The sequence below is a fragment of the Paenibacillus amylolyticus genome (genome assembly GCF_003719335.1).
GTDB lineage: Bacteria > Bacillota > Bacilli > Paenibacillales > Paenibacillaceae > Paenibacillus > Paenibacillus amylolyticus_D.
Map to the genome: position 1 here is coordinate 154425 of NZ_RIAS01000004.1, position 12286 is coordinate 166710.

General features: G+C 46.5%; 13 protein-coding genes. 12 read left to right on the top strand and 1 reads right to left on the bottom strand.

Features of this window, described 5'->3' with window-relative positions:
* Window positions 1-35: 35 nt before the first annotated feature.
* From EC604_RS09370 to EC604_RS09395, 6 genes are all read left to right on the top strand, one after another.
* Window positions 36-1412 carry an ABC transporter substrate-binding protein gene (locus tag EC604_RS09370; protein ID WP_123063920.1) on the top strand — a complete coding sequence of 459 codons (1377 nt, stop codon included), beginning with the start codon at window positions 36-38 and terminating at the stop codon, window positions 1410-1412.
* Window positions 1413-1536: 124 nt separating this feature from the next.
* On the top strand, window positions 1537-2307 hold the full coding sequence (locus tag EC604_RS09375) for an HAD family hydrolase (RefSeq protein ID WP_192895078.1): 771 nt from the start codon (window positions 1537-1539) through the stop codon (window positions 2305-2307).
* Window positions 2304-2642, top strand: a complete 339-nt coding sequence (locus EC604_RS09380) for a DMT family transporter (protein WP_123063921.1) — start codon at window positions 2304-2306, stop codon at window positions 2640-2642. Before EC604_RS09375 ends, EC604_RS09380 begins: the two co-directional genes overlap by 4 nt.
* On the top strand, window positions 2642-3814 hold the full coding sequence (locus tag EC604_RS09385) for a metallophosphoesterase family protein (RefSeq protein WP_123063922.1): 1173 nt from the start codon (window positions 2642-2644) through the stop codon (window positions 3812-3814). The genes EC604_RS09380 and EC604_RS09385 overlap by 1 nt, the downstream gene beginning before the upstream one ends.
* 54 nt (window positions 3815-3868) lie before the next feature.
* Window positions 3869-4210, top strand: a complete 342-nt coding sequence (locus EC604_RS29860; RefSeq protein WP_123063923.1) for a hypothetical protein — start codon at window positions 3869-3871, stop codon at window positions 4208-4210.
* 169 nt (window positions 4211-4379) lie between these two features.
* Window positions 4380-5840, top strand: coding sequence for a carboxylesterase/lipase family protein (locus EC604_RS09395; RefSeq protein WP_123063924.1), 1461 nt, complete (start codon window positions 4380-4382; stop codon window positions 5838-5840).
* A gap of 171 nt (window positions 5841-6011) precedes the next feature.
* Here EC604_RS09395 and EC604_RS09400 read toward each other — a convergent pair whose 3' ends face one another.
* Window positions 6012-7163 (bottom strand): VanZ family protein, encoded by a 1152-nt coding sequence (locus EC604_RS09400; protein WP_123063925.1) that lies wholly within the window; start codon window positions 7161-7163, stop codon window positions 6012-6014.
* A gap of 272 nt (window positions 7164-7435) precedes the next feature.
* On the opposite strand from EC604_RS09400, the gene EC604_RS09405 reads away from it, so the two are divergent.
* From EC604_RS09405 to EC604_RS09430, 6 genes are all read left to right on the top strand, one after another.
* Entirely contained in the window at window positions 7436-7777 is a 342-nt protein-coding gene (locus tag EC604_RS09405; protein WP_090921192.1) for a zinc ribbon domain-containing protein YjdM, read from the top strand.
* Between the two features lie 357 nt (window positions 7778-8134).
* Window positions 8135-8692 (top strand): RNA polymerase sigma factor, encoded by a 558-nt coding sequence (locus EC604_RS09410; RefSeq protein WP_123063926.1) that lies wholly within the window; start codon window positions 8135-8137, stop codon window positions 8690-8692.
* On the top strand, window positions 8649-10310 hold the full coding sequence (locus EC604_RS09415) for a DUF4179 domain-containing protein (RefSeq protein WP_123063927.1): 1662 nt from the start codon (window positions 8649-8651) through the stop codon (window positions 10308-10310). Before EC604_RS09410 ends, EC604_RS09415 begins: the two co-directional genes overlap by 44 nt.
* 503 nt (window positions 10311-10813) lie before the next feature.
* Window positions 10814-11632: a class I SAM-dependent methyltransferase gene (locus EC604_RS09420; RefSeq protein WP_123064169.1), complete on the top strand. Its 819-nt coding sequence runs from the start codon at window positions 10814-10816 to the stop codon at window positions 11630-11632.
* Between the two features lie 100 nt (window positions 11633-11732).
* Entirely contained in the window at window positions 11733-11990 is a 258-nt protein-coding gene (locus EC604_RS09425) for a hypothetical protein (protein WP_123063928.1), read from the top strand.
* Window positions 11987-12286: a hypothetical protein gene (locus EC604_RS09430; RefSeq protein WP_123063929.1), complete on the top strand. Its 300-nt coding sequence runs from the start codon at window positions 11987-11989 to the stop codon at window positions 12284-12286. The genes EC604_RS09425 and EC604_RS09430 overlap by 4 nt, the downstream gene beginning before the upstream one ends.

Below are 12286 nucleotides of genomic sequence, written 5' to 3' on the forward strand. Positions count from 1 at the left end.
CCTAATAAAGTCACCTAAAAACGGGAGGAACAACAATGAATTGGAGCAAGTCAGACATGACTTTGAAAAAGAAACTGAAGCTGAGCTGGAAAGGCGGCATGTCGCTGGTACTCGCTGCAAGCATCGCTTTAATAACCGCATGCGGGACACAAGCCCCGACAGAATCGAATTCAACGGCTGCCGCTAGCGGCGGCACGGACACTCAGGCCAAAGCGCCGGTGGAGATTGAGTTCTGGTATGGGCTGGGCGGTAACCTGGGCGACAATATGAAAAAGAAAATTGATGCCTTCAACGCTTCGCAGAACGAAGTGGTTGTGAAAGGCATCGTACAAGCGGATTACACGGAGACTGAGCAGAAGCTTCAAGCGGCCATTGCGTCAAAGAAAGTACCTGCTGCCGTTCTGAGTGCCAATATTGACTGGGCGCGCAAAGGCTATTATGCACCTATGGATGAGATGATCGCGGCTGATCCGGAATTCAAAAAAGAAGATTTCATTCAAACGTTCCTGGAACAAGGAAATGTGGACGGCAAGCAATTCTTTTTGCCGATGTATGGCACGACTCAAATTATGTACTACCGTATGGATACCTTCAAAGAGAACGGAATTGACCCGGCAAGCCTGACTACATGGGAGAAGTTTGCCGAGGCTGCCGCAAAGATGACCAAGAAGGAAAATGGCAAAACGACCTTCTATGGCTGGGAGCCGATGTGGGGCAGAGACAACATGATTGATGCGGTTATGGGCAAAGGCGGCAAAATTCTCAGTGATGACGGTAAAACGGTGATGATTGACTCCCCTGAATGGATCGAGACATGGGAACTGTTCCGCAAATGGATCAACGAAGACAAAATCATGGGCATTCAATATGGCGGTCAAGGCTGGGAGTATTGGTACAAGACCATTGACGATGTGATGAAAAATAAAGCGGCTGGATACACCGGTTCAAGTGGTGACCAAGGCGATCTGGACTTTAAAATCGTAGCGGCCATGCAGCAGCCAGGCTGGGAAGGCATTGGCGAAGGTAAACCGGTAGCGAGTGCAATTCTTGCAGGTATTCCGGCAGCGGCTAGTCCAGAGCAGCAAAAAGCAGCATACAAATGGCTGACGTATTTCTCCAAAACCGAAAACACCGCTTCATGGTCGATGAATACGGGTTACATTGCGGTGCGTCAATCTGCACAGCAAGATCCTGAATTCAAGAAGTTTAGCGAAGAGCACCCACAGATTACCGTGCCACTGCAACAGGCAGCACATGCTTCAGCTCCATTCCGTGATCCGACAGGTGGCAAAATTAACGATGCCTTGAAGGAAGCGGCTGATAAAGTGCAGATCAACAATGTACCTGCAGAGCAGGCATTGAAGGAAGCCAAAGAGAAAGCACAGAAGGAACTTGACCGCATCGCAAAATAATTCATTGTATTACATGAAGTTTGCATCCCCTCTCATGTATAAGCTTTAGTGCCTAAGCAAAAAGGGCGGTACACCACGTACCGTCCTTTCCATTCATTACGATCACAGACAAGGAGTTTAGTCCATGCAAGAGAATAAGGTAGACGATAGATCACAGATGCAGGTTCAAGCCATTCTGTTTGATAAGGATGGGACGTTGCTTGATTTTACAGGCATGTGGGGGTTCTGGACGGATTGTGTGTTGAATGATTTCAGAGAACAACTGGTTATTCGTGGTCTAGAGATGGATGAAGCCGATCTTCCGCAGATTTGGGGCACGTTTCACGATGAACAGGGACGTATGAACGGTTATGACGTCCGGGGCCCGCTCGCCATGGGTACGATGGATGAAGTATATGCCGTGCTGACGTGGCATGGATATCGCGCAGGACTCAGCTGGGCAGAGGCCAAAATGATCGTTCGAGCATGTCTCGCACAGGCGGAGGAGGCGATGGAGGCACATCGTCCGGCGCATCCGCTGCCCGGTGTGCGGGAATTTCTGGAGCAGTCTCGCGATCAGGGATTGAAAATGGGCGTGGTGACAGCGGACGAGACGGCAAGCGCAAACAAACATTTGCAATGGATGGGGCTGGATGCTTACTTTGACATCGTCATTGGAACCGATCTGGTCGATCGCGGTAAACCGTTTCCCGATATGTTGCTGCTTGCCTGTGAGCGACTCAGTGTACAGGCGCAGCAGGTCATGGTGATTGGGGACACGGACGGGGATATGGAGATGGCGAGAGCGGCCGGAGCAGGCTACAAGATTGGGATTGGTGAGTCTGGTAAGATACAACTGGCGGATCGAACCATCCAGACGTTCCATGAATTGCTCTCCGGCGGGTCAGGACGATGACAAACAGTCAGGCTTATCTGGGCTGGGTGTTGCTGGCACTTGCCATTGGTCTGGAGCTGAGTGCCACGATCTTGCTTAAAGTGTCGGATGGTTTCTCCAGATTGTGGCCTTCTGTGATGATGTTTATATGTTATGCCGCGAGCTTCACCTTTCTGAATTATGCCGTCAAGTATATGCCGCTGGCGGTAGCCTATGCGATCTGGTCAGGAGTAGGGATCACGATGATTGGTGTGGTAGGGCATTATTTCTTTGGGGAACGACTTCGGCTGACATCGATGGTGTGGATCGGTTTTATTTTGATAGGCATTATTGGACTGAAATGGAGTGATTCGTAATGAGTATTACTGAGCAGCCACTGGCTACCTTCCAGGTGATCACGGACACACATATACGGGACGAGGCAGATCATAGGCATAACCGACATCTGGAGCAGGCGCTGGCGGATATAGCTTCGTTTAGCGATGGAAGCTGTGGCATTATGCATGTAGGTGATGTGACGGATCGCGGGCTACCGAGTGAGTATCGGGAATGGCAGCGAATCTGGGAGCAATATAAGGAGAAGTTGCCGGAGATACGTTTCACGGTGGGTAATCATGATATCGGTGCAGTCATCTGGCAGAAGCCGCCATTGGTATTACTTGAGATGACCGAAGGGCATGTTGCTGAACTGCTGGAGCAAGATGCGGAGTTAGAGCATCCGGTGAAGCAGACAGCGGAGGAGTCAGCGGCGCTGATTCAGAAGCTGGCTGGCAACCAATTTGTGCTACCTGGACAGGCCGGACATGAAGGAGAAGTGGGGAGTCCAGATGACGGTGTAGATGGCCATGGGTATGACAGTGAGGATGGAAATACAGACGGAAGTGCACAAGGAGAAGTTCAGACGAAAATACCTGCTGGAGCCAACGCCGAAACAATTACTGTAGCAGGCTTATGGCATAGGCGTTTGAAAGATTTTGAAGCGGCGACAGGCATGAAGGGAAGTTATCACGATCACTGGATCAATGGATATCATTACATCTTTCTTGGTACGGAGCAGCCGCATCCGAAGGACTGTGAGATGTCTTCTGAACAACTGGAATGGCTGGATACGAAGCTGGCTGAACAGGCTGTACTGGATCATCCAATTTTTATCTTTATCCATCAGCCGCTGATGGACACCGTTGCCGGATCACTCCAAAATCAAGGCTGGTATGGCGTGAATCAGGATGCAGAACTGAAGGCCGTGCTGGCAAAGTATCCACAAGCGATTCTGTTCTCCGGGCATACGCATTGGCAGCTACAAGCACCGCATACGATGTACGATGGTACAGGCCAAATGCCAACCATGTTCAACGCCTCCTCTGTTGCCTATCTATGGACGGATGAGGATGAGCATTTGGAGGGTAGCGAAGGGCTGCATGTTGAGATTTACAAGGATCGAGTGGTTGTGAAGGGACGGGACTTCGCTGCCGGAAAGTGGATTGAAGGTGCTGAGTATACGGTGCGATATTCAGTATTGGAGCGGTAATCATCTTTTTTGTGAAAAGAGGAAGATTGAAATAATCGCAATTGAAGCAGAGTCGTGTATAAGCACGACTCTGTTTTTGTTTCAATCCTTACTGCAATCCAATCATTATTAAATATTGTATTTTCTGGAACATACAAAGTATTATTAACGTATCCTTTTGGGAATGAAATAACTGTTTTGGTAAATGGATTTAATATTTTGGTAAGGGGATGGCTTTTCTTGAGGGATATAAACTGGAATTTGTATGGAAAATGGATGTTGCCTGTGATTATATCTGTGTTAGGTATCATTATTTTTAATACTTTTAATTTTCTACTCAAAAGCATAGTTGCTCTTGCTGAAAAATTTTATAGTACAGGATATACATTCGGCGAATTTCTAGATCGAATTTTTTAATCCAACTCAAAAGAGAGCATGACCCAATGTGTCAATCTGGGCAAAGTTGTAAATGGGTATGCCAACGATTTATACTCAAATATATACACATGGTTAGCCCTTATTAAGCTCTAATCATGGTTACCAATGCATGAAAATATTTAATTCACGGAGAGGATGTAGAAGCGGAATGCGAGAACTTCAGGTTCAAACGAAATATGGTACGGTTCAAGGCGAGCTTTTACAGGGTGCAAGTGTATGGAAGGGGATTCCTTATGCGAAGCCGCCAGTGGGAGAGCTGCGTTTCCGAGCTCCGGTACAGCCCGATTCATGGGAGGGAATCAGACAGGCGACCGAATTCGGGCCTGAGAATATACAACCGCGTCGGGATTCAGAATGGATGGGCGGGCAAAAGCCGCCAGAGTCGGAAGACAGTCTGTATCTGAACATCTGGGCACCTGAAAAAGAAAGCAGTCACCCCCTTCCCGTTATGGTCTGGATTCATGGGGGATCATTTGTAACCGGATCAGGCAGTCTGCCTGTCTATGATGGCACACAGCTGGCTGTTCGTGGCGACGTCATCGTGGTCACCATTAACTATCGTCTTGGGCCGCTAGGATTCCTGCACATGGCTCCGCTGGGTGATTCCTATGTATCTAATGCAGGACTGCTGGATCAGGTAGCTGCGTTACAATGGGTGAAAGATAACATTACTGCCTTCGGCGGCGACCCCGGTCAGGTAACGGTATTTGGTGAATCGGCAGGTAGTATGAGTATTGCCGCACTAATGGCGATGCCAGCAGCCAAAGGCCTGTTCGAGCGTGCCATCATGGAGAGTGGTGCTTCACAGTTCATGCCGGCAGAACAAGCCTCGGCTTTGCGTGAGGGCATGTTGAAGGTTCTTGGTATAGACCGGGACAGCCTGACCAAGCTGAACAGCATTCCAGTGGAACAGATTATGGCGGCGGCAGAAACGGTGAAGCAGCAGAGCGGAGCAGGCATGGCCTTGTTGTTCCAACCTGTGCTCGATGGTGAGACACTGCCTCAGATACCACTCCAGGCTGTAAGTGAGGGATTCGCGCAGGATATTCCAGTGCTAATTGGAACAACGCTGCATGAAGGATCGTTATTTATTCAGCCGGATGTCCCTTTTTCAAATGAAATTGATATGGTGCAGGGTGTCGATTTCATGACGCCGGATCTGGAGAATCGCGTCGCTATCGTTGATAGTTATCCGAAGACAGCGGATGGACAAGCTCAAGTCATGACCGATCTGTTCTTCTGGCGGTCAGCATTGCAGTATGCATCTGCACAGCAGAAGCATGCTCCGGTGTGGATGTACCGTTTTGACTGGGTGATGCCGGAGCATCCGCTTTTGAAAAGAGCCATTCACAGCATTGAGATGTTCTTTGTATTTAACACGCTGGATGCGCTAAAGTTCATGAAAGCTGAGCCGGATGAAGCGGCTAAAGCGCTTGCTCTCAAGGTGCAGGATGCCTGGATTTCCTTTGCGAGAAACGGCAAGCCGGAGACAGCAGGAATCGAATGGCCTGAATATCGTCAGGATCGGGCGACACTGATCATCAACCATGAGATTGAGGTTGTTCATGATCCAGAGGCTTCTAAACGCGAACTGCTGGGTGTTAAGTAAGGTATCCCTTCATATCGCAAGTCTGAGGATATGCAGTGAGTTCAACAATGTACAATTTCGGTAGCAGTTTCGGTATTTTAAAATACAAAAGGCGGCCTCATGGATTAACCATGAGATGCCGCCTTTTTTGGCTAGGTGATCGTCTCTGTTAGGGAGAGCAAACTTCATTTTCTATTTGCGCGAGGCTCGTGTTCGTGCGACCTCGTCGAAGTAAAAGGAACGTTTTCCACCCGAGAACAATACGACGATGACATGGATAAACAGTGTAATATACACGAGGAAGTACAGAATGCCGACACCCAGAGAAATCCAGATGAGGTAAGGCTGAGTGATATCATCCTGATAGTTAGGGTATGCATATTTACTTACCAGCTGAATCATCGTTACCAGAAGCCACGGAGCATAAATAGCAATAAATCGTTTCAATAGCGCTGAGAGCGTTGGGGCGCTCGTTTGACGATCAACATATCGGAACCGGAGAACGGCAGAGCCCGGTGTAACTCCGTTGCGAACCCATGGGATGAAGAACAGAACAATAACCATCGCCGTGGACGTATTTATTACATCCTGGATATCGTTAGATAAGGTAAAGATCGACATGAGATTGGTGATAATCACCACAACAATACCGTCGATCAGCAGTGCAAGCAGCTGGGGCACAGGATAGACGCGGTTTTGCTCCACGATTTGCTCACTCTTAGCCTGAATACTCTCACGTGACGGGAACAAGGCCAACACCAGCGGGGCTGCGAAAAATCCAATCACTGCACCGGAGGTGTTCAGAATCAGATCATCCACATCGAACAATCGGTAAGGACAATTGAAATATCCGTATAACCCGGTGAGTTGGGTGACTTCGAAAAATAAGGAAAGCCCGAAACCAGCGACAAAGGCGTGTTTCCAGAATGCTCTTTTTTGCCAAAAATACCGTATATATACTCCTAGTGGCATGAGCAGCAGAACATTAAACAGCACTTGCAAGAAAGCACGGCCCTTAATCATGTTGATCCACGTAGAGGGTTGAGACCATATGATGGGTGTTTCCTTCATAATGTCTTTCACAAACATAAAGGGTTGAAGGTTGTAATAGACCGCATTCGCTGTGTGACCAGCACAGTTATTTCGAGTCGCGGGAAGCGGCAGGATCACAAGGCAGTAAGCAGCCATTAGGAAGAAAATAAAAGAAAAGCTAACGGCAAACCGGGACCAGCTAAAGAAGCCGTCTTTGCGATAACCATAGATTAACCACGGCACCAGCAGGAACATGGATGCGATGACAAAGATGATAAACGCGGTCTGAATGGGAAAAACATAGGATGACATAAGCAGAAGCTCCTTTGGCATGGGAATATAAACAGAGGACAATGTCCTTAAGGTTTATAGAATGATATTCGTTACTGTTTGGATACTTATATATTAAGCGAATTTCCTTAAAGCAAGGGTAGAACCAAGTTTAAATTTGGTTTAAATTCGGTGTAGGTAGAACCTTCCCTATAAGTTAAACATTTGTTGCAGTGATCCATCGTATGGAACAAACGGCCCAAATCCCGTATACTTGCATGTAAGCCAATTTTAGAATGGAGAGTTTAATACATATGTCTACTTTGCCTAATTGTCCGAAATGTAATTCGGAATATACGTACGAGGACGGAAATTTGCTCGTTTGCCCGGAATGTGCGCATGAATGGTCTTTGGAAGCAGATCAAGGAGACGCCGAGGAATCCAAAGTTGTGCGTGATGCCAATGGAAATGTACTGAATGATGGGGATACCGTTACGGTCATTAAAGACCTCAAGGTGAAAGGCAGCTCACTCGTCGTGAAACAAGGAACCAAGGTGAAGAATATTCGTCTGATCGATGGAGATCACGATATTGATTGCAAGATCGATAGCCTTGGCGCGATGAAGTTGAAGTCCGAATTTGTGAAAAAAATCTAGGGTGTGTCTGAAAACGCTGAAGAAAGCCAATTTCGCTGAATTTTCGCTCCAAGCCAGGAAGTTTCCCGCAGGCGTGCCGGGGCACGTCAAGGGAAATTGACGCAGCAGGGGGCGAAAAGGCGTTAAAAGATGCACTTCAGTAGGTTTCAAGATACGCCCCAGGCTTGCGTTCAGGGACTGCACTGTACGTGAGTTCAAATATACTTGTCTTCATCCATGAAGAACGTTCATTTCTGCATTGCTGTGGAAGTGAACGTTCTTTTTTGGCTGTGCTGAGAGAAGAAGAATGAACCTTTGGAGGATCGGCTTTGTCTATAGATTTGAAAAGGCTGATGCAAAAGAAAGGAGGTGAGTCGTTTGACTGAAAAAGAACTGTTCGAAATGTACAACAAAGATGTGTACCGGACGTGTTACTACATGCTCCATCATGCGCAGAATGCAGAAGATGTGTGCCACGACGTTTTTATTACCGTCTTCCGTCAGGATTGGAGGAAGGTAGAATACATGAAAACATGGCTGATGAAAATCACAGTGAATCATTGTCTTAATTTTATGAAAAGAGAGCATGCATCCAAGCAACGGGAAAAAAGGCTTTTTATGCTCACACCGCAACGAACGGTTGATCCGGTTGACCAGGTGGCTCAGCATGCGGAGGAATCGGAACTCTGGGAACAATGGGTTCAGGAGTTGCCTGAGAAAATACGTTCAGCGATTCTGCTACGCTATATGAACGAATTCAGTTTATCGGAAACGGCCGAGACGCTGGAAGTTCCGCTGGGTACGGTGAAGTCCAGAATATATAAGGGAATTCGTCTGCTCAGGAAAAAATGGGAGAAAGCCAGCAAACCACATCAGAAAGGGGAAGTGTACAGTGAAACATACGGAAGAAAGATTGTCTCATCATCTGAAAAATGATGCGGATATCCATTATCCCGATTTTAATGCCATGTGGGATCAGATTCAAAAGGATCAAGAACGTTGCCCTGAACTTCATGCTTCAGCGAGGAACGAAAATGTACGGCGAAGCCTGAGATGGAAAAAGAGCGCACTGATCGGAACAGCAGCCGTTATTCTTATGGCGACACCCGTATATGCAGCAGTTCACTATAATTGGATTGACCTGTTGGATCACCGGAGGGGGATTCAGAATGCGTTGCAAAATGGACTTGGGCAGAAACTGGATCAATCGGTGACAGTGGGCGGTGTAACATTAACACTCGATACAGCCTTTACTGATGATAATCGAACGGTGATTTTATATACCCTGAAACCCGGGAAGTACAAAGGGGATACCGTAAGATTCCCTTCGATTGGTCTGCGGGATGAGACAGGAAAGCTTATTGAAGGCAGGTACTATCATGATTTTGATCAGGCGGACGGAGAATATAAAGGATATTTTGAAACGGAGTGGACACCCTCAGGAAATAAGGCCAATGTTGATTTCACGGTAAGCGGGATCCAGGTATTGGCTCCGGAGGAACAGGCAATTAACCTGGATCTTTCCCAGCGGAATTCACAAGGGTTCGATATTCATAAAGACGGTTTGGGTCAACTTGCTGTGAATATATTCGATGAAAAAGATAATCGAGTGATGCTGTCTACCTCTTTAACTTTTGATCAGTCGGAGGTTCGTGATTATGCTTTTCCTTATCTAAAAGTATACGATCAAAAAGGACAGACTTTAGAGTGGATTGCACCAAGTATAAACGGTAAGCCAGGAGCGCATGGTGAATATATATCAGAACAGTTCTATAATCTAGACATGTTAAAGCAACAAGCCTCATCGTATTCACTTGCTTATCATAAAGAAGAAGGTAGAATGGATCAGCCCCTGAATATCGGTATACGATTAGATAAAACGGAGATGCTTAGCGGTACGAGTAAAAGAGTGCTGAATCTCCCTCTAGGCCAGCAATCGGAAGGGGTGCTTGTGAAGGAAGCCATCATTACGCCGACACAAATCCGGGTGATTCTTGCTCAGGATCGAGCTATCTTGCAACTCCCCTATTTGAAATATAATCTGGATGTGAATGGTACCCGGTTGGAAGGTGCCGTATGGCCGGCAGAAAATTCAAATCAAACGGAACTGCGTTTTGAAGTAAACCCGGGTCTGGAGATCCATCCGGATACCCCAATGACTCTGTATGCCCATCATCAAATCCAATATATTGAGGGTGAGTTCGAGCCGGTTATTTTATCTGCAATTCGAGAGAAACCACAGATTGTAGATTCAAACCTGGACGGTTTTATAATTCATTGGACATATTATCTTAAGGACGGGGATTTGTACGTGGAGAGGTATAGTGATGATCCGCATTTTGGGGGAATGAATCAGACCTTCATGCTCATAAAGGGTGAACGAAGCTATGGTATGCCTACCAAGACCCAGTTTGCGGGTGACGGAGACAATCAGGGTATTGATCGGTATGAGAAGTATACATCGGATACGGCCGTTGTATATCCGTGGATGTATAGTACAGAAGAACCGGAAGCTAGAATAGCTGTACCATTAGTGGAAGAGAAGAAAAAATAAGAAGGATTGAAGTAATGAGGTTTGTATTTTATAAGTGAGAGAGCCATTCTGGTTTATTGTGAATTTAGAGTTGACAGTAAATATTTAGGAGAACTATACTTGGTAAAATTAAAATAACAAACGCAATGATCAGGAGTATTAAGGTATATGGCGTGGTTCAGAGAACTGTCAATTCGGTGCGAGACAGTCCAGCCTGTCCCCAACTCACCTGTGAGCAGCAGGATCGAAGAGCAGTTGTAGAAATGTCTTCATTGGTTCAGCGAACGAAGGACTGAATGAAATGGTGGATATGATGAACTGAATTCACGTAGATCCTGACGGGTAACCTCCGTCATCAGGTCATGAGATGTTATGGAAGGATAGGACGGTAAACGATGTCGATCTACTCCATGAATCAAAAAGAGTGGTACCGCGAAGGTCAGACCTGTCGCCTCTTAGCTGAGGTGGCAGGTCTTTTTTGGTTTATAGGGCCTAATATGGAGAAAAGGGCAGGTGTGCAAGAGATGGACAGAGATCGAGACCGCATTATTCAATATTATTCTGGATTTGATGAGTGGGGCAGGCTGGAGCGTGAGCCTATTGAATTCATGATTAACATGCATTATATTCGCGAACATCTTCCGCCGAGCGGCATGATTCTGGATAACGGTGCAGGGCCGGGAAAATATGCGATGGAGTTAGCCAAACGGGGATACAGGGTTACATTATCGGATCTTACACCTTCATCCGTAGAACAAGCACGAGAAAAGGCCGAAGCGTTTGGGCTGACGCAGCAGTTTGAGGGATTTCATGTATTGGATGCGACCCATCTGAACGGGATTGCCGATGACACCTATGATGCGGTGCTTATGCTTGGACCGCTGTACCATCTGCAGAAGGAAGAAGCGCGGATAGCGGCAGTGCGTGAACTTTATCGGGTAACGAAGCAGGGAGGCGTTGTGTTTGTGGCAGTACAGACCCGGATGCGGATGAGTATCAACTCACTGCAATCTCCGCAGCATTGGAGACCCAATGACAGTATGGACGCGATCCAGTCTTTTGTCGAAAGAGGCACGTTTGATCATCAGGATCAAGGGCGTTTTACGGGAGCATACTATTTTCGTGTGCAGGATGTTGTGCCGTTCATGGAGCAGCACGGATTCGAGACTGTTCAGTTGATTGGTTCCTCCAGCCTGAAAGCAGTGCTCACAGATGAACAGTCGCACTATTGGAAGGAACAGGGTGAGGAGCAGGGACTTATCCAATACATGATTGAGGCAGCCAAAGACCCTTCCATTTTGGGAATCTCATCTCATCTGCTGTATATCGGAAGGAAGTTGTAGAAGGCTAGCATTTCTATAGCTTAATTTTCGGTTAGTGAATTCATTGAATGGATAGATTGCATGATATAATGGAGGTATCGAATAATCGGAGGCGTCAACTATGCAATGGAAAGAGGTTCAAGAACGTTTCCCGAATGAGTGGGTTGTTTTTGAAGCGACGAAGGCCTATTCGCAAGAAGGTCAACGTTATATTGAAGAAATGGCTGTTATAGATTCATTTACTGATTCAACAAAGGCCTTGAAACGATATAGCGAATTGCATCAGGAAGAACCTAATCGGGAATATTGTTTTTTTCATACCTCACGTTCTGAAGTTGTGGCTAGAGAAAGGTATGTTGGAATAAGAGGTCCTAGATGAAGATAGCAGATATTTATGGATTGCCCTTTATAAGTGTACAACTGGTTTACAGAGGTAAAAAACTTACGCTGAAGAAAGTACTTCTTGATACAGGGTCGGCTAGTACATTATTAAACGCAGATGTGGTTATGGATATCGGAATGATTCCGGAAGATGGAACTGTTGTGGAAGAATTTGAAATTGAGATCGGAAGCATGGATTATGGTTTGGAGATTGACGGGATTTTGGGTTTCAATTTTATGAAACAAACAGGCGCCGTTATTAATCTAAACTCTATGGAAATACTCCTAAAGTGA

Bases quoted from the DNA above. Each gene is read 5' to 3' on its own strand.
- EC604_RS09395 (WP_123063924.1), top strand. From the start codon at position 4,380: ATGCGAGAACTTCAGGTTCAAACGAAATATGGTACGGTTCAAGGCGAG.
- EC604_RS09420 (WP_123064169.1), top strand. From the start codon at position 10,814: ATGGACAGAGATCGAGACCGCATTATTCAATATTATTCTGGATTTGAT.
- EC604_RS09385 (WP_123063922.1), top strand. From the start codon at position 2,642: ATGAGTATTACTGAGCAGCCACTGGCTACCTTCCAGGTGATCACGGAC.
- EC604_RS09380 (WP_123063921.1), top strand. From the start codon at position 2,304: ATGACAAACAGTCAGGCTTATCTGGGCTGGGTGTTGCTGGCACTTGCC.
- EC604_RS09405 (WP_090921192.1), top strand. From the start codon at position 7,436: ATGTCTACTTTGCCTAATTGTCCGAAATGTAATTCGGAATATACGTAC.
- EC604_RS09400 (WP_123063925.1), bottom strand. From the start codon at position 7,163: ATGTCATCCTATGTTTTTCCCATTCAGACCGCGTTTATCATCTTTGTC.
- EC604_RS09425 (WP_123063928.1), top strand. From the start codon at position 11,733: ATGCAATGGAAAGAGGTTCAAGAACGTTTCCCGAATGAGTGGGTTGTT.
- EC604_RS09375 (WP_192895078.1), top strand. From the start codon at position 1,537: ATGCAAGAGAATAAGGTAGACGATAGATCACAGATGCAGGTTCAAGCC.
- EC604_RS09430 (WP_123063929.1), top strand. From the start codon at position 11,987: ATGAAGATAGCAGATATTTATGGATTGCCCTTTATAAGTGTACAACTG.
- EC604_RS09370 (WP_123063920.1), top strand. From the start codon at position 36: ATGAATTGGAGCAAGTCAGACATGACTTTGAAAAAGAAACTGAAGCTG.